General features: G+C 43.0%; 17 protein-coding genes. 11 read left to right on the top strand and 6 right to left on the bottom strand.

Annotated features, from left to right (window positions below):
* Nucleotides 1-3: 3 nt before the first annotated feature.
* Genes A587_RS0110200 through A587_RS0110190 form a run of 3 tightly spaced genes read left to right on the top strand, consistent with a single transcriptional unit; the run spans nt 4 to nt 3,107 of the window.
* On the top strand, nt 4-1,203 hold the full coding sequence (locus A587_RS0110200; protein ID WP_017217496.1) for a lipoprotein-releasing ABC transporter permease subunit: 1,200 nt from the start codon (nt 4-6) through the stop codon (nt 1,201-1,203).
* Entirely contained in the window at nt 1,196-1,885 is a 690-nt protein-coding gene (gene lolD / locus A587_RS0110195) for a lipoprotein-releasing ABC transporter ATP-binding protein LolD (RefSeq protein ID WP_010372515.1), read from the top strand. Before A587_RS0110200 ends, lolD begins: the two co-directional genes overlap by 8 nt.
* Nucleotides 1,878-3,107: a lipoprotein-releasing ABC transporter permease subunit gene (locus tag A587_RS0110190; protein WP_017217495.1), complete on the top strand. Its 1,230-nt coding sequence runs from the start codon at nt 1,878-1,880 to the stop codon at nt 3,105-3,107. Before lolD ends, A587_RS0110190 begins: the two co-directional genes overlap by 8 nt.
* A 205-nt stretch (nt 3,108-3,312) precedes the next feature.
* On the opposite strand, the gene sbcB is transcribed toward A587_RS0110190, so the two are convergent.
* A complete protein-coding gene (gene sbcB, locus A587_RS0110185; protein WP_017217494.1) occupies nt 3,313-4,782 on the bottom strand; it encodes an exodeoxyribonuclease I in 1,470 nt (489 codons plus the stop codon).
* Between the two features lie 317 nt (nt 4,783-5,099).
* Nucleotides 5,100-6,302 (bottom strand): MFS transporter, encoded by a 1,203-nt coding sequence (locus tag A587_RS0110175; RefSeq protein ID WP_017217492.1) that lies wholly within the window; start codon nt 6,300-6,302, stop codon nt 5,100-5,102.
* 107 nt (nt 6,303-6,409) lie between these two features.
* Here A587_RS0110175 and A587_RS0110170 point away from each other — a divergent pair, with 107 nt between their 5' ends.
* Nucleotides 6,410-7,300, top strand: a complete 891-nt coding sequence (locus A587_RS0110170; RefSeq protein WP_010604665.1) for a LysR family transcriptional regulator — start codon at nt 6,410-6,412, stop codon at nt 7,298-7,300.
* A gap of 19 nt (nt 7,301-7,319) precedes the next feature.
* Here the strand turns inward: A587_RS0110170 and A587_RS0110165 are convergent, their stop codons facing one another.
* Nucleotides 7,320-7,751, bottom strand: coding sequence for a MarR family winged helix-turn-helix transcriptional regulator (locus A587_RS0110165; RefSeq protein ID WP_017217491.1), 432 nt, complete (start codon nt 7,749-7,751; stop codon nt 7,320-7,322).
* 188 nt (nt 7,752-7,939) lie between these two features.
* Here A587_RS0110165 and A587_RS0110160 point away from each other — a divergent pair, with 188 nt between their 5' ends.
* On the top strand, nt 7,940-8,368 hold the full coding sequence (locus A587_RS0110160; RefSeq protein WP_010604667.1) for an organic hydroperoxide resistance protein: 429 nt from the start codon (nt 7,940-7,942) through the stop codon (nt 8,366-8,368).
* A gap of 240 nt (nt 8,369-8,608) precedes the next feature.
* Here the strand turns inward: A587_RS0110160 and A587_RS0110155 are convergent, their stop codons facing one another.
* The 3 genes from A587_RS0110155 to A587_RS0110145 form a co-directional block, all read right to left on the bottom strand.
* Complete coding sequence (locus A587_RS0110155) at nt 8,609-9,052, bottom strand: hypothetical protein (RefSeq protein ID WP_017217490.1); 444 nt, start codon at nt 9,050-9,052, stop codon at nt 8,609-8,611.
* Nucleotides 9,053-9,296: 244 nt separating this feature from the next.
* Nucleotides 9,297-11,447, bottom strand: a complete 2,151-nt coding sequence (locus A587_RS0110150; RefSeq protein WP_017217489.1) for an ATP-binding protein — start codon at nt 11,445-11,447, stop codon at nt 9,297-9,299.
* Nucleotides 11,422-12,609, bottom strand: a complete 1,188-nt coding sequence (locus tag A587_RS0110145) for a sugar ABC transporter substrate-binding protein (protein ID WP_017217488.1) — start codon at nt 12,607-12,609, stop codon at nt 11,422-11,424. Before A587_RS0110145 ends, A587_RS0110150 begins: the two co-directional genes overlap by 26 nt.
* Before the next feature lie 243 nt (nt 12,610-12,852).
* Between A587_RS0110145 and tmk the strand changes: the two genes are divergently transcribed.
* The 6 genes from tmk (at nt 12,853) to A587_RS0110115 (ending at nt 21,211) form a co-directional block, all read left to right on the top strand.
* On the top strand, nt 12,853-13,506 hold the full coding sequence (tmk, locus tag A587_RS0110140) for a dTMP kinase (RefSeq protein ID WP_017217487.1): 654 nt from the start codon (nt 12,853-12,855) through the stop codon (nt 13,504-13,506).
* The gene (gene holB / locus A587_RS0110135; protein WP_017217486.1) at nt 13,499-14,407 is read left to right on the top strand and encodes a DNA polymerase III subunit delta'; all 909 of its coding nucleotides are present in this window, start codon (nt 13,499-13,501) and stop codon (nt 14,405-14,407) included. The genes tmk and holB overlap by 8 nt, the downstream gene beginning before the upstream one ends.
* Before the next feature lie 11 nt (nt 14,408-14,418).
* On the top strand, nt 14,419-14,742 hold the full coding sequence (locus tag A587_RS0110130) for a PilZ domain-containing protein (protein ID WP_017217485.1): 324 nt from the start codon (nt 14,419-14,421) through the stop codon (nt 14,740-14,742).
* Between the two features lie 7 nt (nt 14,743-14,749).
* Nucleotides 14,750-15,544 (top strand): TatD family hydrolase, encoded by a 795-nt coding sequence (locus A587_RS0110125; RefSeq protein WP_010604674.1) that lies wholly within the window; start codon nt 14,750-14,752, stop codon nt 15,542-15,544.
* Nucleotides 15,528-17,366, top strand: coding sequence for an alkaline phosphatase D family protein (locus A587_RS0110120; RefSeq protein ID WP_017217484.1), 1,839 nt, complete (start codon nt 15,528-15,530; stop codon nt 17,364-17,366). The genes A587_RS0110125 and A587_RS0110120 overlap by 17 nt, the downstream gene beginning before the upstream one ends.
* A 215-nt stretch (nt 17,367-17,581) precedes the next feature.
* Nucleotides 17,582-21,211 (top strand): ATP-binding protein, encoded by a 3,630-nt coding sequence (locus A587_RS0110115; RefSeq protein ID WP_017217483.1) that lies wholly within the window; start codon nt 17,582-17,584, stop codon nt 21,209-21,211.
* Nucleotides 21,212-21,220: the final 9 nt, after the last annotated feature.

Raw genomic sequence — 21,220 nt, 5'->3', positions numbered from 1 at the left:
ATTATGTTTCAACCAGTTAGCCTCTTTGTTGGGTTAAGATATAGCCGTGCTGCGAAAGGCAATGCATTTATATCGTTTATCTCATTTTTCTCAATTGCGGGTATCGCCCTTGGCTTAATGAGTTTGATCACCGTCAGCTCAGTGATGAATGGCTTTGAGCAAACCTTAAAAGCCGCCATGCTTGATTTGATCCCGCATGTGCAAATTAAGGAAAATGAGCAACTTGATCAAAATAAATTACAAGCCATTGAAAATCATCCATTGGTTAAGCAAGTTTCGCCATATGTTGCAAGTGACGTAATTCTACAAACCAATCAAGATTTGGTGGGTGTGCAACTTCAAGGGTTATTTCAAGGGTATGAAACTGTGTTAGATGACGCCATACGTGCCGGCAGTTTAACTCGATTGTACGAGCAAAAATACCAAGTGGCCCTGAGTCGCTATTTAGCCAATAAACTTGGCGTAAGCGTTGGTCAACAACTCCGCGTGATCATGCCTGAATTCACCACATACACACCGCTTGGCCGCACACCGACGCAGCGCTTATTCACCGTAGCTGCCATATATGATGGCCAAAGCGAAGCTGACACTTATTTGGCATTTGCCGACGGGAAGAGTTTACAGCGGTTAATGCGCAAGAAGCCAGAGCAATACGACCTTAACATTCATTTATATGATGCTTTTAGCCTTCCAGATTTTTATCAGCAAGCGAACAGCTTGTTACAAGGGCTCGAGACACAGGATTGGCAAACTCAGCAAGGCACATTGTTTGCGGCGGTTGCAATGGAAAAGCGCATTATGTCGCTATTACTTGGCCTTATTGTGATAGTGGCTGTATTTAATATCATTTCAGCGCTATCTATGATGGTGAGTGAAAAGCAAGGGGAAGTGGCTATTTTGCAAACGCTTGGCTTTACACCACAAATGATAGCAAAAGTGTTTATGGCGCAAGGGATGTATAACGGCATTTTTGGCACACTCATTGGTGTTGCTGGTGGATTATTGCTGTCGAACAATATTAATGAGGTGCTCCACCTCGCAGGCCTTCAGTTGCTTGGTGGCGCCGAACTTCCGGTCAAAATAGAATTAACAGATTTAACGATTATGGCAGTGGGCAGCATATTGCTAAGCTTTTTAGCAACCTTGTATCCAGCTAAACGCGCGTCGAGTGTGCTGCCAGCAGAGGTATTAAGATATGAGTGATTTAGTCATTGACTGCCAAAACTTGGTCAAAAGCTACCAAGATGGTAAAGCCGAAGTAACGGTATTAAAAGGCGTTGATTTATCTGTAACCCAAGGTGAGATGCTTGCGATTGTAGGTAGCTCGGGTTCAGGTAAAAGTACTTTACTGCATATTCTAGGTACCTTGGATAAAGCATCCACCGGCAGTGTAAAAATCAAAGGTGTGGAAGTTGGCAAGCTGTCGCGTAAAAAGCAGGCGGAATTTAGAAATAAGCATTTGGGTTTTATCTATCAGTTTCATCATTTGTTGATGGAGTTTAGTGCGGTTGAAAACGTGGCGATGCCCTTATTAATTGCCGGTAATAAAGCAAAACAAGCCCGTGAAAAAGCATTACATATGCTCGATAAAGTGGGCTTGAGTCATCGTGCTGATCATAAGCCTTCAGAGCTTTCTGGGGGGGAGAGACAGCGTGTTGCGATAGCAAGAGCACTAGTAACAGAACCAGATCTGGTGCTAGCTGATGAACCAACTGGCAATCTTGATAAGCATAATGCCCTGAGAATTTATGACTTGCTGGCTGAACTCAATCAGCAGCTAAAAACCAGCTTTGTTGTTGTAACACACGACTTAGAGTTGGCAGATAAGCTTGGTCGTGCAGTACAACTGGACGATGGCAAAGTAGGTGTGTATCAGCATGCTTAGTTATTTTTTAAGCAAACGCTTTAGAGAGTCTAAACGTCAGCTTGGCTTTATTGGTTTTTTGACCCGTGCTTCTACGCTAGGTGTAATGCTGGGTATGGCTGTATTGATAGTCGCACTTTCTGTGATTAATGGTTTTGAAGAACAATTAGAGCAGCGCCTGTTGTCGGTGGTGCCACAAGTGAGTTATCAAGCACCTTACGACCCTATTCAAGCGTGGCAGCAAAAAGTAGGGATCTTAGAGGGTCAGCGTGGCATCGTAAGCGCGACGGCTGAAATTAACTTAACAGCCATGCTGCAATACAAAGGCACCTTAAAAGCGGCGCAGTTAAAAGGGATTGCACCGAATAGGCATCATACGGTGTCGAGCATAGGTGATTTTATAAAAGGTGCGGAACTAAAAGCATTAAAACCGGGTGAAGTGATCATCGGCAAAGGGATAGCTGATAAACTTGGCGTTGTGGCTGGCGATAATATCCAGCTATTGGTTGCTAACAAACATTCGGATAATCCACTCGCTGCGCCAAAGCGATTAACAGCGAAGGTGGTGGGGCTTATCGATATGGGCGGGCCACTTGACCAAACATTAGCCTTAGTGCCACTTAACGCACTGCAAGAAGCGATGGATTTTAGAGAAGACCAAGTAACGGACTTGCGTGCTAAGGTGAATGATGTGTTTCAGGCACAACAAATTGCGACATCAGCGGGTAGGGCATTACCCGATTTAGTGTACGTATCATCTTGGTTTCGAACGCAAGGCGGACTGTATCAAGATATTCAGATGGTGCGCACTATCGTCTATCTCGTGGTATTTCTGATCATCGCTGTAGCGAGCTTTAATATCGTCTCTTCTATGGTGATGGAAGTAAAAGAAAAGCGGGCGGATATCGCCATTTTGAAAACCATGGGGGCACAGGACAGCACTATTTTCGCGACTTTTGCGCTACAAGGTGTGACGTATGCAGGGATTGGTGCACTGTTAGGCACTGGGATCGGCATTTTTATTGCCATTAATATCCCCGATATTTTTAAAGCCTGGATCAATATGAGTGATAGCAATCCGCTTGAAGGCGTCTACTTTATTGAATACTTACCGAGCAAAATTATTTGGACAGACATTTATATCAGTTTAGTCACGACTTTTGTTATGGCAGTCGTTGCAAGCTTATATCCCGCTTGGCAAGCCACCAAAACGGATCCTGCCAAAGTACTGGGAAATGGGTAACAATATAAAATCGTAGGTCGGCCTTTAGGCCGACATCTAATGGGCCGACATCTATGGCCTGACATATCTACAGGCCGATACGCCCATTCATCATTGCATGGCCTTATCTCATTTGCCATGACACACGCACCGTAGGTCGGCCTTTAGGTCGACATCTTTAGGCCGACATCTTTAGGCCGACATCTTTAGACCGAAAACCCGCCTCTTACAAGCTTTGAGCGTAATGATAAAGCGCTTTTAAGATCTGCATATTGCGCTCATTACCTTCATTTTCTGCGACTAAATTTTCAAGCTCTAGCATAAAATCTTCAGCTGAAATTGAAGGGTTATCTTCATTATGCATCAACTTGTTTTGGCAGTATTTACGCCATTTATCAAGTTCTACAGGTGAGAGCGACTGTGGCCAATTTCTTGCCCGATAGCGAAACAGCAAAGTGTTAAATTTACCGTCTTCAAAATCCAGTTCAATTGTTGCCAACTCTTCGGGCGATGCATTGCGAATGATTGCAAACTTGGCTTTATCGGCTTTGCTAGTGAAACCATCGTAGAGTTGATAATCCGGGTTACTTGGTTTCTCGAATCCCTGTTCATCGCTAAAGACTTCTGCAACCTTATCTCTTAGCTCTGGACGTGCTTTAAGATACTTTAAGTTTTCTAGGCATTGCTCGCGGTCAATTCCAAGTCTTGCCGCGTTTTCGGGCAAGAGGGTCTTAGCTGGTGCTACCAGCGGGCATTTATTGATATGTACTAGTTTTAATCCGACCGGTAGCTCATCTTCACCCAATTCACTGCGTTTTGTATAAAGCCGTTGTTTGAGTGCCTCAACGTCAAGGTCATTCAATACCTTCGGCGACTGTGTTAAATCAAAGCAGATCACGGCATTACTATTGATTGGGTGAAAGCTCATCGGCGCAATCCAAGTTGTGCAACCTTGTTGTGCCGGAAACATAGAAGAAACGTGTACTAAAGGCTGCATATTGAAAACGTCGATTAGGCTCGACACCGCTTTTTTATGTCTGTGATTAAAGTAGAACTCATACAGTTTTGGCTGTTTGGTTTTAATCAGTTTAGCCAGCGCAATCGTTGCGGTAACATCACTCAATGCATCGTGGGCGGCGCCATGCTCAATGCCATTGGCGACGGTTAAGTGTTCGAGTTTAAAACTCGGGTTGCCATCTTCACGGGTTGGCCATTTAATTCCTTCAGGGCGAAGCGCATAGCAGGCTCTAACTAGATCTATAATGTCCCAACGGCTATTGCCATTTTGCCATTCACGTTCATAGGGGTCATAAAAATTACGATAGAGGCTATAACGGGTCAGCTCGTCATCAAACCGAATACTGTTATATCCAGCAACGCAGGTTTGCGGTTTGGCAAATTCCGCGTGGATTTTTGCCATAAACTCGGCCTCGGTCAGGCCTTTTTTTAGTGCTAACTGTGGTGTGATCCCTGTGACCAAACAGGCTTGAGGGTGCGGGAGATAGTCGGGCGCTGGTTGACAATACTCAATCAGTGGCTCACCAATAATATTGAGATCCAGATCCGTTCTGATCCCAGCAAACTGGCTTGGCCTGTCTTTTTGCGGCGTCGCACCCCAACTCTCGTAGTCGTGCCAGAAAATAGTTGGGATGTTCTGGGCATTATTCGGTGTATCTGATTGGTTTGTATTTGTCATAAAGTCAAAAAGTTATTCTACTGTTTTTGTTTGTTTTGGTTAATCATATTTGTCGTGATGGTATGACAACTGTGTATATTAATGTGTATATCAGTTCACACCAGTGTGTATACCGTGATAACTAAGCTGTTTGCCGCTATGCGGATACATATGACTAACGATAGATAGGCATTATCGCATAGAGGCGCGCTTAGAGTAAGGCGTAACCATGGCGGATTGTGTTATTAAAGCAGAGCAAAGCGATAATTGGGGAAGCGACATCACTTATTGCTTTATCAAGCTGCCCAATTATCTATTGAGTAATCACTAAACCGCGATTAAAAGCGCTTTCTTTGAAAGTTTTTCCACATAACAACCGTTATAACTATCAATAGGCTTGAGACAACAATCAAGACATTAAAATTAAGTGTGTGGTTTTCGTAGGGCATGACTAGCAAACTTGCGATGGTGCCGCCAGAGGCTATCGCAAAGTGCTGTATCGCATTTTGCAGACTAATAAAGGTGCTGCGCTCTTCTGCGTGAAGTGAGGTTATAATTTCTGTCACTAAGATCATAGAGCGGGTAGCGCTTGCAATCACAAACAGGGTAAAAAGTCCGGCTGCAAAAATAACTGAACTTATCGTAAAACCAAACAAGGCCGCCAATATCATCAAGGCACTAAGAAAGTAAATTAAGTATGAGGTTGTGTGATTGTTTAGCTTACTTCGAGCGTATAGCTGAATTGCAATAAATGAACACACACCACTTAACAAATAGCATGCGCTTAGCATCGAGCTTGAGATGCTTAAGTTGGTAATTAGCATCACCGGAAATTGAGTTGAAATTGCAAATGTACTTAGCACCACAAAAAATGCAATGAATAGAGCATATTTAAGGGTTTTGGTCGGGTGAAATGTGTTGACTGGCTTTAGGTTGCTATCGCTGCTTTGCGAAGCTTGCTTTATGTTTGAGAGAAAAATAAATGTAAATAATAGCGCTGTAATGGCTAAGCTGCTTCCGAGTATCATGAACCCCAACTGCCAGCCTTGATTTGCTGTGATAAATAATAGCGCAGGGATCCCAATTGCCAAGGCGAGTGGAAAAGCACTCAACAGTATCGCGGTGTCCTTTTTCTTATCGTTTTCATGGCTTATCTGGATCACCAAGTTGAGATTGAGTACTACTAGTGCGCCGCCACAAATGCCAGTCAATGCACGTACGAAAAGCAAGATATAAAAACTCTCGAGTACTGAAGTAAGCAAGGTTAACAATGTGGTTGCAGACAGAAAAATAAAGACCTTGTATTTCTCCTTTGAGAGGTTGCCTGAACCACGCACCCATAAACAAGTGAAAGCGGCGGCAATTGCATAAGCTGAAACGAGTAGTCCTGAATTTGATGGACTGATACCTGAACTTAACGCCATTTCTGCACTAAAGGGCACGATGATTAATGCATCTAATGCGATTAAAAAGTGGATGACAAAACATAACCCAAATTTCGCTTTTGGGCTCGCGAAGGTGGTCATTGAAGCTGAAAACATGGACATCCTTAATTGATATAAACAAAGAAGTCTTCATTGTATTAGCCTTAATTAGGTAATAAAGTGTCTATTATTGAATTGATAAACCCATATGTTGGGCTAATAAAATGATTGATCAGATTGACCCTCAGTGGCTTAACAGTTTCCACTGTGTTTATGAATGCTTAAGCTTCAAACAAGCGGCAGAGTTTCTGGATATACCAACCTCCAACGTAAGTCGTCATATTGCACTACTTGAAGAAAAGCTTGATGCAAGATTGTTGGAACGAACGACAAGGCGGATCTCAGTGACAGAAGCGGGTGAGCAGCTTTATGTGAGTACAAAGCCGTTAATCGATTCGCTGTCGGATGCGTTGCAAGAAGTCAATAAACATGCCTCTACGCCAATGGGGCATTTGCGTATAGTGATGCCCGACATCCCCATTCTTGGTCAAGCAGTGGTAACCTTTTGCGCTGCACATCCATTAATTTCAATAAGTTGTGATACTAGCCTGAGTCCAAGAGAAAATCTCTTAGATGGCTTTGATGTCGTGCTTTACTTTCATCGTGGTAAGCTTGAGGATAGCAATTGGGTGGTTAAAGAGCTGGCTCGATTACCAAGCGTCGTAGTGGCGGCTCCCAGCTTGCTAGAAAAGCATACTTCGCCGTATAGATTAGCAGATTTACAATCTCTACCTTGTATTTCAACCCTTACCGCAGTAAACGGTACACCTTGGATATTTACTAACAATGAAAGAAGATTAACGACGGTGAATGTTAAATCAAACTTTAGGGTAAACAGTGGGTTTATAGCTAAGTCTGCCGCGCTTTCAGGGGTTGGATTTGCTATCTTGCCACTGAACTCCTGTAAAGCAGAAATTGAGTCAGGCGCGCTGGTACCACTTAAATTAGAGCAGCAACCGGAAGACCTTGTACTTTATGCGTTCTATGCTGGCCGTAAACATCTGGCCAAAAAAATATCAGCGTTTTTGGCACATTTAGAACGCGCGCTACAATGACTATCTTTTGATTTCTACTTTAGGCCAAATCACCATTGATCGAATCTAGTAACTCAATAAGTGCTCGTGCTTTTTGCTCGTCGATACTTGGAAATTTACAGCGGATCTGCTCAGGAATTGTGGCAGCTTGATGTTGCAGATCTTGACCCCTACTTTGTAGTTTTACCACTCGTTTGCGCTTATCTTTTTCGTCTTTAACGATTGAAAGCAGGGCTTTGTCAGTCATTTTCTTTAATATTTGTGTCATAGCACCGCCATCGATGGCGGTTTTCTCTAGTAACTCAGCAATGCTGATTTCATCTTTCTCCCAAAGTGCCATCATCACCACATATTGAGGGTAAGTTAAGTCGAGTTTTTGTAAAGATGCTCGGTAAGCACGGGCAATACCATTGGAAGCCATGTAGAGGCGGTGGCAGATTTGAGCGTCTAGTTTTAATTGTGGGTAGTTCATCACATATTCCTACAAAGTAGCTAAGCTATATTTTAATTTGCACACAAAGTATTTGCAATTCTAAAAAATTGAATCTATTATTTTGCATGCAAAATAAATGTTTAATTGATTTTACTTCATCTAGAGTAAAGCCTCGCTGCGTTAGGGTGTAGGTGAGTACTCTACAAGCACAAACTTAGGAGAACGAAATGAAAGAACTACAAAGTATTGCATATACGGCGAAAGCCACTGCCACAGGTGGCCGAGAAGGTGTGGCAAAGTCTGACGATGGTCGTCTTGATGTTGCGCTTTCGACACCAAAAGGCTTAGGTGGGGATGACGGGCAAGGGACTAATCCGGAGCAATTGTTTGCAGCAGGTTATGCGGCGTGTTTTATTGGCGCATTAAAATTGGTGGCAGGCAAAGCAAAGGTGAAGTTGCCAGAAGATACACATATTAACTCTGAAGTGTCTATTGGGCCAATTGAAGGTGGCTTCGGGATAGCGGTGAAATTGGCGGTATCGGTTGGCGACTTAGACAAAGACACGGCGCAGTCACTCGTTGAGAAAGCTCACGAAGTTTGCCCATATTCAAATGCTACTCGTGGCAATATCGCGGTTGAGCTTTCAGTTATTTAACTAACCTGAGGTTTGGATAGGGAATGAACTAACTAACTGTTTTTTAATCACCTTAAACTATCTTCTTACCTAGCCAGTGAGTTTTGAGGATAACAAGGCGAATTTACGTACCAATAGCTAGCTATTGGAAGTGAATTCAACGCAGTTAGCGTTAAAACTGGCTGCTAGAAAGGCATTAATTATCCGAAGCTCAGGTTAACTCACTCAAGTGAGACAAAGCCAGCGTATTTTGACGCTGGCTTATGTGTTTTCTAACGGGTCGGTAACTTTAAAGCAGTGAATATCACCACCCGTTCTAAAATCAACACGTTTAACTTGCTCAACGATTTCCACCGTATTATAGCCATTGAGTAGACCAAACATTGCCGCTTGTTGGCCTGAGCCGATGGCATAAGATTGCGCTAAGGGTTCAGATTTACAGGTGCCCCTTTTTACACAACCATACCATACGCCTTTTTTGGGGTGGTATTTAATGAATTCCAGACTCTCAATTGTATCAAACTGATTATTTAAAAAATTGTGCTGCAAATTGTATATATCGCATGTTTGCCCGGTGCAAAACACTCTCCAACCATGATAATCAAACCACTTTTGGGCGTTATCGGTAACGATGATCTTGTCGGTAGTGGTTCTACTATCACAGGCTATTTCTGCTGTTTTTGCGTTATAGACAATGGTTGTCATTCCTTTTGACTCCTATGAAATTACACTCGATGAAACTATGCAACGAGCGCAGGTAAAAATGCTGATGGTATAAAGCCTTGAATGCTAATTGAATGTTGCACAAGAAGAAGTTTACCGGAGGTGAATGTCTGCTTTCAGGCTAAGATTATAAGAATTTTACGATGTTATTCAATTGTAACTTAAGTGACCTTTCTTCAATTTAGCTTATTACATCTAGCCACATAAAATGGGACGAAATTGACCGTTAACTCACAATCGTATTTATCACTTCATAAAGTTTTTTCATATCTATCGGTTTTGCGACGCAATTATCAAACCCAAGCTGCTGATAATTTTCTAAATCACCTGACATCACGTTGGCTGTGACGGCAACAAGCGGGGTTGTTTTATCTTGTTCTCTGACTTCTGAACACACTTTTAGGCCATCTTTTTTTGGCATCTGAATATCTACAAAAAAGATATCAGGTTTCAATTCGTGATAAAGCGCAATCGCTTCTTCACCATCCTGAGCTATGACAAGATTCGCTTCAGTTGGTTTAATCATGGCACTAAATATTTTTTGATTAAGTGGGTTATCTTCAGCAAGCAGCAGGTTTTTATCCTTCAAGGCGGGTATAGCCTGCAAGTCTTGCATGATAGATTGTTCTGGTGCGTCGCAAATATCGAGTACGAGTTCAACTGTAAACTCACTGCCGATACCTTCTTGACTCGTCACCGTAACACGGCCGTCCATTAACTCAGCGAGTTGCTTTACAATTGCGAGTCCAAGACCGGTTCCTCCATATTTTCTGGTGGTCGACGAGTCAGCCTGTTGAAATCGATTAAATAACTTCTTGAGCGCGACTTCGGAAATACCGGCGCCCGTATCTATTACACGGATGGAGAGATGTTTACCGCCATCTTGGAGTATAACGGTTACAGAGCCGTCACTGGTAAATTTAACGGCATTGGATATCAAATTTCTCAGTATCTGCTTCAAACGCAGCGAATCACCAAGTCGATAGGGGTTAGCGAGTTCCTCAGTATGAATAATCAGGTCGATTTGCTTAGCACTGGTAGTGTGGACAAACTCTTGTTTTACTTCAGTAACAATACTTTTGATATCCACCGCCGCTGATTCCATCTTTAATTCACCAGCTTCAATTTTAGAGAAATCAAGTAAATCATTGAGTAAGCTAAGTAATGTTTCTGTGGATGTCATGCCTTGTGCAATGAGTTCTTTGGAGTCTGCTGCATTTCTATGGTGCTTCATTAACTGAAATACACCATAAATACCGTTAAGTGGCGTTCTTAATTCATGGCTCATGTTCGCCAAAAAGTGACTTTTTGCTCGCTCTGAACTCTGTGCTTTCACTTTTTCACTTTCAAGAGAGCTGATCTGCTCTTTGATTTGTTTCGCAAGTTGGTTAAGGGTCACTTGAAGTGTTCTTAATTCTCTAAATTCAAATTCGCTTTTCGCAGAAACGTAATGTCCTCGTTTCAGTCGTTCACAATGGCGTTCAAGTGCTTGCATCGGATTGGTCAACCGTTTTGCTAATCGGCGTAAATACCAGGTGAGTAATACCACTAGCATCAACCCAATAAGCACTATGTATAACACCGCGCGTAAAATGTCGTTACTGTATACTTCGGCTTCTCGTTGTAGCTGTAAATCAAGTTCTACAAAATCGTCTTTTAGTGAATAAATAGGGCTGCGGTACACACCTTCAGTAGCATTTGAGTAATGTGTTCCCTCAAGCACAAGGTTTCGACTGGTGAGCCAGATAGAACCTTTTCCCTGATTGGAATCTAAAAATGGTTCAAGATCGACTTCGAGGAAAAGTACACCTGTATATTTATAGGGACGCATTAACGATGATAATTTTTGTCTAAGGGGAATGGCAAGAAACAACTTGGCCTGATCAGACGGTTTTTTTTCAATGCTTTCAACGGGGACAACAAGTTTGTCGATTTTTAAAGTGCGCCGCTGTTGCGAGAGGACCTTGTGAGCATGCTCGCTAAATACCGAATTGTCCCAACGTAGGGTGTCAAACGGATATCCCTCTACGGTAAAGACGGAGCCATCGTTGATAAACGCAGATTTTACCATGTCGGTATTGTCGACTAAGTTAGTTAGCGCCTTAACCGCGTATTGAGTAAACAGTAAATCACTCGGTAAGGTAGATAAAATATGGTCTTCACTTAATGGTGCAACTTGATAGATAAGCTCATTGACTTGCGCTTTAAAATCGCTGATAAGGCTTGCGCCAGTGCGTTTAACGTCTTCTTGCTCTAAGGTTGCTTTTTGTTGCATCAGGGAAAAGCCAACCATCGCAACCAGTACAACGAGGAAGAGAGAGAATAATGCCGTAATTTTTCTTTTTATTTCATCAACGATGCTGCGATTTGCTTTCATTCTGTCCCGACTTTGTGACGATAAATTGCATATATTGCGTCGTTTCTTCGACACTATACACACCACCTAGATAGCGTGTTAGTCCCTTTAACATGGCTTCCCAAATATAGGCCATAATAGGTTCATTCGGTTGTGGATAGGTTTCTTGCAAAGAGGCAATCAGTTGAGACAGTGCTTTGTCGCCGCGTTTTGTAAGTTCAGCTAAGCTGTCCCCGTTTGCTGGCAGCGCATTGAGCTCATCCCATAGTTTATCTTGTACCTTCTGGCTTTGCATAAAGTCAACAAGCTGCTTTAAATGCGGACCTTTTTTCGATTCTATGCCATTGGCAGGAAAAGCCAGTACATGAGACGATGCGAGAGACATCAGCTGATGATTACCCCACCTTGGTAAAGGCGCGATGGCTAGGTCGTCTTTAAGCTTGTCTTTAAGTTGACGATATGCCCAAATTCCATTCACAAAATAATCAAGCTTGCCGGTCTTAAAGCGATTCATTAAGCATTGGTATACACAGTCAGCGTCTATGATCCCGCTATTGAGTAGTGATTGATAATTGGAAATTGCGAGGCGCATCGCTTTGGTGTCAAGCTGTGGCACGCCGGCCTGAATGAGATTAGGCTGAAGGGCGTTTGCAAAGGTCACAAACCAATACATTTCATAAAAATTCCAGCCGAGCGTAGGTTTGTCTGCTACCGCTTGCTGTGCGTAGGTTTGTAAGTCGGTAATAGGGTGTGGCGCAAGTGCACGGTTAAAGTAGAGTACAAGATGGTTACCGTACATAATTGGTACGCCCTTAAGCTCACCATTGACCTTACTGTTCTCGATGACTTTTTGTGTGAGCTTTTTGCTTAACCAAGACTCAGGCACCTGAGAAAATTGCAGTTCTGACAATCCCATATAATCGCTTGGAATAATAACGGCATCTGGTAACTGCAGGGCATCTGCATACAACAATAACTCGCTTTTTAACTGATTGTTGTTAAAGGCAAGAATATTAACTTTAATACCCGTCTTTGCACTAAATTCTTCAAATAATGGCTGAAAATCAAAGTTTTCAAGTCCTACCGCGACATCTATCTCTGGCGGTTCACTTGCGCGTGCATTGACTGGGCTATAAACCAGAAGAAGTAACATGAACACCAAGCAAAGCATTTTACCCGGCATATCAGTACGCTTCCTTTATGGGCCTAAAAGTAAAAGGCATGTTAATGTTGCTCGGCATGGGGCATTTCTTACATAAAACTAATCGGATGTGCTTGTTATTGTAGACCAAATTTTTCTGTTTTAAATTATTTTCAGAATGACAAATTCAATTTACTAGGCAATTCAATTCTATTTCAGCCGTGAATAATTCACTAAAACACGATAAAATAACAGCCAAATAAGAATGATGAGTACGTCCTTGCTATGAAAAAAGGGTTTATGCTGGTCTGCGATGGCAGCAATGGCGCTGGAAAAACAACGGTTATTACCGGATTGGAAGCGCATTTAAAACAACGTGGTATTGAAGTTGTGATGACTCGTGAACCCGGTGGAACAGAGATCTCAGAGAAGATCAGAGAAATCATTCTAGATCCCTCAACCCCAGAAATGGCTGACATGACGGAACTTATGTTGTTTGGGGCCGCGCGTGCTCAGCACGTTCGTGAAAAAATTATTCCAGCACTTGAGCAAGGCAAAGTCGTTATTTCTGATCGATTTGACGCTGCAACATTTAGTTTCCAACATTATGCAAGAGGACTAGATCTTGCCACCATCACAACCATTAATCAGCTTGCGCTCGGCGGTTTTCGTCCAGACATGAATTTGATTTTGGACTTGGATCCTGAAGAGGGCTTAAAGCGAGTCAAATCGCGAGGTGAGGGGTTAGATAGACTTGAGGATGAAAAGCAACAATTTTTGCAGCGCGCACGTGAGGGCTATCTCGTTCAAGCGAAAAATGACCCTGAACGATTCACTGTGATTGATGCCAGTCAAACTAAAGCACAAGTACTTGAGCAAAGTATTGAACTGCTTGATAGCTTGATAGCCACACACCTAACAGTGGATGGTAATGAATAATTTGCTTCCAAGTTGGCACAGCGGCGCTTTGAGTTATCTTGCTCGGGCACAACAAAACGGTCGTTTGCACCATGCTCAGCTGTTATCGGGTAAAAAAGGCGTAGGGAAATCTCTGCTTGCGGCGCACTTGGCAGATGCACTTTTATGCTCACATCCACAAAATCTCACTGCCTGTGGGCAATGTAAGCCGTGTAACTTGAACTTAGCTGGTAATCACCCAGATAGACTGAGTGTAGTGCCTGAGGGAAAATCAATCGGGGTGGATGAAATTCGAGAGATTACACATTTCTTGAACCATTCAGCGCAGCAAGGTGGCAATAAAGTCGCGTTGATTGAACACGCGCATTTGATGACCCATTCAGCCGCTAATGCGCTATTAAAAACACTTGAAGAGCCAAATGCTAATCGTTATTTGGTCGTTACCAGCGATGATGACAGTAAGTTACCTGCCACCATTTTGAGCCGTTGCAATAAAGTGGCGATTCACTCGCCCAATCAAGCAGAAGCAGCACAGTGGCTGGCTGCTAAAAATGTCGCTTGTGATTTCCCTTGGTTTGACGAATTTTCTCTACAGCCATTTATCATCGAAGCGTGGCAACAAGAAGGTGTGCTTGACGATGTGACTGCGCTTTATCACGCGGCGAATCAATTAACAGTAGAGAGTGCGCAAACGGTTGAAAAGATTTTATTAAAGCACAGCGCAATGAGCGATGTATTCGCCCGTTTTTTGCTCAACCGTCTTAGAGGGGCGATGACTCAAGGGAATGGTTTGAGTTTTAGCCAATATCAAGACTTGGTGGGCTTAGTACATCGGTTTATGTACGAACAGAAAAATGTGTTAGGGTTAAATCAAAACCTTAGCATTTCTAATTTACTTTTTGCCTTACAAAAACAGCTATAAAGAGGTGGTGCATGCAAGAGTTACTTGCGGATTTTGAAGATTTAGATGAGCTATATCGTTGTTATATGCCATTTCTGAAATCCGGTGGCATATTTATCAAGTCCAATGCCCATTTTGATATGGGGCAAGAGTTAAAGCTCAGAGTTACCTTGCCTGACGCCTTAGAAGCGGACGAAGTTGACGTGGTCGTTGCTTGGTTAACACCGCAAGGCGCGCAAAATTCTAATCCACCTGGGGTTGGCGTTGCGTTTGTTGACGCGCCAGCTCTTAACGATAAAATAAATAAGCTTTTGGGTGCAACTTTGCATTCAGATAAACCAACTTACACCATGTAGAGCCAGTATGATTGTAGACTCTCACTGTCATTTAGATAGACTCGATTTTGAAAAGTTAGGCCTAAGCCTTGAAGAAGTACTCAGCAACGCGAGACAAAAACAAGTAGAACACTTTTTATGCGTTAGCGTGACGCTAGACCAATTTCCATCCATGTTAGAAAAAATAGCCCATTTTGATGATGTTTCTGCATCTTGTGGGGTACATCCACTGGATCAAAAAGATAAATTGGATGTTGAAAGGCTAGTGCAACTGGCGAGTAATGATAAAGTCGTTGCTATTGGTGAAACTGGATTAGATTATTATTATTCAAAAGATACGCATCAGGTACAGCAAGAAAGCTTTGCCGGACACATCGATGTGGCTAATCAGCTACAAAAACCACTGATCATTCATACTCGCGATGCAAAAGCGGACACGATAGACATTATGCGTGCTCACAATGCGCAAAATTGCGGTGGCGTGCTGCACTGTTTTACCGAAGATTGGCCGATGGCAAAGCAGGCACTAGACCTTGGTTTTTACATTTCAATCTCAGGTATTGTGACGTTTAAAAATGCGACCGCGCTTCAAGAAGTCGTTAAGCAGATCCCTATGGACCGATTGCTGATTGAAACCGACTCACCTTATCTTGCGCCTGTACCGCATCGTGGCAAAACTAACCAGCCTGCGTATGTACAAGACGTTGCATATTATATTGCTGACTTAAAAGGAGTGAGCTACAAAGCGCTTGCAGAGCAAACCACGAATAACTTTTACTCTTTATTTAATTTGGTGAAACGCCAAGATGGTAGCACAACTTAATCAGCTACCTCAGGTGTTGATGGGCCCGCTGGTTCGGCGAGCTGAGCAGAATAAAATTTGCATCCAGATTGTTACTTGTGAAGCCGTGGATATCTCGGCTTCGCTATTGGCCCATCAATGTCGATGTGAGGTTGAGACATTTCAGCTCGGTGCAGCCTGCTTTTTGCATTTTTTGATGATATGCAGCGAGAAGGCTCTGCCAACAGCACAGTTGCTTGAGTATCAAGTGCTCATTAACGGCGCGGCGTATAAGCCAGATTACCTGCGTTACGGAGAAGAGCTTAGCTTTGCGATACCTGCTAAACTGAATCAAATATTACATGGCTCATGCCGTAACCCGCATCATCACGCTAAAGACAGTCTACATACTGCGGATCAGTGGCAGGAGCAGCAGCGCGAGCTTGGTGAGTTAGGTGCTGACTTGTGTATTTTTTCTGGCGATCAGATCTACGCAGATGATGTTGCTGGCGCCATGTTGTTGGCTATTCACCAACTTATAGCAAGGCTAGGTTTGTTTAAAGAAACCAAATTGCCAATGCACCTACCAGCTGATCGGCAAGCTCAGCTTTACCATCGTCACTTATATCTACCGAAGACGCCATGGCAGGAGCGCTCAAAGTTTTCACCGGGCTACTGGTTTCGAAAGGATGAACCGCACTTTTCTAGTGTTAAGGCCTTTAATCACCTAATTTTCTTCGAAGAGTTTGTCGCCTGTTACCTGTTAAACTTCTCTCATCTTGCTTGGCAGTTGGTTAACTTTGATGCGCTTCATTATGATGGTGGTAACGACAAAGTTAGGCGAATATTTGAGTCCGAACTTGACGCCCTAAAAGGCTTTGTCGAAACGTTGCCTAGTGCTGAGCGGTTGTGTGCGAACGTGCCTGTATTAATGATGTTTGACGACCATGATGTGACCGATGATTGGAACTTGACAGCTAAATGGGAACAGGCAATTGCAAACCATAAAGTGAGTCGCCGTATAATCAGTAATGGCATCATTAGCTATTGGCTGTTTCAAGGCATTGGTAATGATGCGTTTGAGTACAGCGGGGCGCTGACATCTGGTTTTAATTCAAGCCTGATTGACAACGAATGGCACTTTTCGGCGTTTGACAAACAAGTTCGTCGATTCACACACTGGCATTATTGTTTAGATACGTTTCCAAAAGTGGTGGTACTAGATACTCGTACACACCGCTGGCGTAATGAACAGGATTTCAATGAACCAAGTGGTTTACTCGACTGGGAAATGTTGATGGAGCTGCAAGACACGCTTATTGACCACAGTGCAGTATTGATGGTAAGCCCAGCGCCAGTATTTGGGGTAAAGGCAATAGAAACCATACAAGCTGTATTTAACACCTGTGGTGAGCCACTGATGGTGGATGTGGAAAATTGGATGGCACATGAAGGGGCTGCAAAAAAGCTCATTGAAATTTTTAAGCGTCCAGATACACCTAAAGAAACAATTATACTCTCCGGCGATGTACATTATTCGTTTTGCTTTTCGGTTCAGGCACGTTTTGGACGTCATGATAACCGCATTTGGCAGTTAACTGCATCAGGAATAAAAAATGAATTTCCAAAGCCGCTTATCAATATTTTAGATAAGATGGACACGATTTTGTATGCCAAATATAGTCCTCTGAATCTCTTTACGAAACGTTGGCAGCTATCTGTAAGTAAGCATCCTTCTTCACTAAAAAAACATGGCTATTTGGTGTCAGACTCTGCGATTAGCTTAGTCACGCTTGAAAACGGCTTGCTAGAAAAGTATGAGCTACTACACGGCACGGGGATCCACAGTCATTTTGAGTTATAAATCCTCGAAGGCTGAATACACCGTTTTTAGCTATTTGTAGCTTAGCTCGGTAGCGCATATATGCTTGCATGATGCGCTAACCCCATCAAAAAACACATGCTATTTTTCGCTTTTGCTATAGTTAATATAACGCGGGCTAACATCTCGACTATATGACTCTACTCAAGCGCATGTATTTGTTCGTTGTACCATACAGCACACTGAAATGGTTTTGTGTGGTGCTGCTATTGTTATTACCGAGCTTTCCTTGTGCTGCCAGTTTTCCCGAATTTAGCGATACGGCGCAGGTTATGCGACGCTATGACTATAATTCTGGCCTCAGTCAGGTCACTATCACTGCCATTACGCAAGATCAACTCGGGTACATTTGGGTTGGCACACAGTCAGGCCTAAATCGTTTTGATGGTCATGATTTTGTTCAATTTGAAGTAAAACAGAACTCCAAACATCATCTCTCTGGCGGCTTTATTACCTCACTATGCCACAGTGGTAAATATATCTGGGTTGGAACAAGTACAGGGCTTAGCATTTACGATACTGAAGCGGGGACCTTTCGCTCTATCTTAGCGGCGCAGAATGAGGCGGTTAGCTCAGATAGAGTGAAAAAAGTGGCCTGTTATGGTGAATCAGTCACAGTATCAACAGAAGAAGGAGATGCTTATCGGGTTAACTACCAAACTTTAACGCCTGAAAAGCTCTATTTAACCGGTAAATTTGTTCGTGAAGTCCAAGAAACAAGGGATGCATTTGTTTACCTCAACGCAGATGGCCTAGTTAGTCAGCCTAAAGACAAAGTCGGAGCCAATGTTCTGTTGGAAGGTGAGTTTAAAACACTGTCGCTTTCCCACGGACGCATATTCGTGGTTGACGCGGATGATAAAATCATTAGTTTCGACACTCAGTTCAATAAAGTGCAATGGCAAAAGTCGGTCAGCGCGAAAGTAAACCTCAGCATTCATCAAATTAAAGTCAGAGCGAATGAAATACTCGTCGCTACCAATACAGGTGTGTTTATTCTAGACCTGCAAGGTAATACCAAACGTCATTGGTATCGTCGTGCAGAGCAATATGACGGACTACAAGACAACAATGTTCTGAGTGTTCAACGAGATAGAAATGGTGATTTGTGGATTGGCACGGAATCACAAGGGCTGCACTTTTTTAGTCAACTAAGCGAGTCGTTTGGCCATGTTGGTGAACAAAACTTTCCGCACGCGCCTTTGGGGCATCCAGATGTTAGGAATTTCGCATTAGACAGTAGTGAGCGTTTTTGGATAGGTACGTCATCCGGTTTATATATTTATCAAAAATCGAGCTTTATCGAAGCGCATCGAATTTTCCCGAGTTTATCTGCAATCAAAGGAAGCTTTATCACCCAAGTAAAGATTTATGATGACACCTTGTGGGTAACAACAAGGGGAGATGGCGTTGTTAGATACGCTTTAACACAAGGAGAATACAGCCATTTGATGCCAGACTCTGATAATGGCCCAGAACTCAGTTTTAATGATGTCATTGAGTATCAATCTCAGATCTTAGTGAGTTCAAGGACGCTAGGTCTTATGAGGTACGACGAAGAGTCGAAAACCTTAGTGCAGTTTTTTGAAAATCGTTCAGATGCGCCTTCACACGTGTCGTCGTTTAAAGTGGTCGGACAGGACCTATGGTTTGGTTCTATTGGTGAGGGGTTGTTTAGATTTAACAAAGGTCAGCTTCATAACCTCACCACACAGGATGGCTTAAAGTCGAATTTGGTCTTTATGATAGATGAAGATCCATGGCAACGTATCTGGGTCGCAAGTGAAGCGGGTATTAGTTTAGTTGATAAACAAATGAAAGTTGTCCGTACTATTGGTGAGCAAGAGGGACTAGGAAACCAAGCTGTGTGGGGTCTGGTTTACGATGACTACGAATACATGTGGCTTGGCACCAGTGGTGGGCTGTCGCGCGTCAATGTAATGGATTTTGCCATTGATAACTTTTTACCCATTGATGGAGTACAGGCACATGAGTTTAACTACAATGCCGCGTGGAAAGCCCCTGATGGCCGAATTTTTATGGGCGGAGCCAAAGGCTTTAATCAATTTTTTCCTCAGAATGTATCAATTTCAAATACCGCGCGACCTATTTTGGTTTCCACAATCGAATTACTAGGCGAGCCATTAAAGCCAAGTCTCGATGGGATCCTCACGGTCGCACCGGAGCTTGCGGGTTCATTGCGGCTACGTTATGACCAAAATATTATATCGCTACAATATTCAAGCTTAGATTTTGGTTCTGAGAAGCTGAACTTTTATTACCGTATTAAAGGATTAAGCGACAAATGGTTAAAACTTGCAAATGGAGCGCGGCAAATAAACTTACTCCAGCTTGAGCCCGGCACCTATCGAGTAGAAACCTATACCGTAAATCGCTTTAATATGCAGTCGCCCGTTCATGAATTTAGTATTTATATCGCCGCGCCAATTTGGTGGAATGCCTACTCGAAAACCCTTTACACCTTAGTCATTGTGCTGATCATCGCTGCATTTGTTCGAGCGAGACAACGGCGCTATCAACAAGTAGTGCGGGATAATCAGAAAATGTCTGCGTTACAAGAGCGGTTGGAGTTGTCGTTGTGGGCGAGTGGTGACGAACTTTGGGACTGGCATGTTGAGTCGGGTAAAATTTATCGCTACAGCGTGAATCCAAGGATCGACTTTAGTGAACTCCAAGATAAACTTATTCTCAATGAGCTTGACCAGTTTGTACACCCAAAGGATTGTGTGTTACTTGAGGAGCGTCTGCAATCCTGTGTCGACGGACGAGAAGACGTGTATGAACTGTCTATTCGAGTCAAAGATCAACAAGGAGAGTGGATCTGGGTATTAGATAGAGGAAAGGTGGTGGCCCGAGATGACAATGGTAGAGCAACGCGGATAGCTGGGGCACTAAAAGATATTGCTGATTTGAAGGCACATCAACAAGCCTTGCAGTCGTTAAACGAGCAACTTGAGATAAAAGTCGCGATGCGCACCGATGAGCTATATAAAAAGAATCAGAAACTTGAGCAAGCAATGTTTGAGTTAAAGCAAACGCAAGAAGACTTGATTGAAAGTGAAAAAATGGCGTCTTTGGGTGTTGTGGTTGCGGGTGTTGCGCATGAAATCAACACCCCGTTAGGTATAGCTATCACCGCACTTTCGCATAATGAAGACTGTTTATCTGAGCTGGTAGAAAAGCTTGAGAATAAAACTCTTAAGCAAAAAGATTTGGTCACCTCCATCGATGCGCAGCAAGAAGGCTATCTCCTGATCAGTCGCAATCTGCAAAGAGCAGAAAGCCTTATTAGTAACTTTAAGCAAGTTGCAGTCGATCAATCCAGTGAGACGGAGCGTGATATTAACCTGCTTGAATATATCAATGATGTATTCGATTCACTCAAACCATTGGCTAAAAATAAAGAAGTATACTTGTCTATAAATGGGAATGCTGATGTAAATCTCTCCACCTATCCAGGCGCGGTTTATCAAATAATGGCAAACCTATTTAACAATTCCGTTATCCATGGCTTTGAGGGGAGTGCCTCTGGCACAGTCAGCGTGTTAGTCGAGGCGACAGATAGCCACTGGACTATTGTATACCGCGACAATGGTGTTGGCATGGACGAAGCAATGCAAAAGACCTTGTTTGAGCCATTTGTAACCACAAAACGTAATCAAGGCGGATGCGGATTGGGCATGCATATTGTTTATAATTTGGTAACGCAACTTTTAAAAGGCGAGATCCGCTGTAAAACGGCGAAATTACAAGGTGTCGAAATTACAATAAAAGTACCTTTCAAGAAAATAATGGCTGAAAATTAACTTAGGTGA

The organism is Pseudoalteromonas sp. NJ631, assembly GCF_000276645.1.
Taxonomy (GTDB): domain Bacteria; phylum Pseudomonadota; class Gammaproteobacteria; order Enterobacterales; family Alteromonadaceae; genus Pseudoalteromonas; species Pseudoalteromonas piscicida.
Note: the sequence above shows the minus strand (reverse complement) of the source record. Positions and strands in the feature narration are given on the sequence as shown.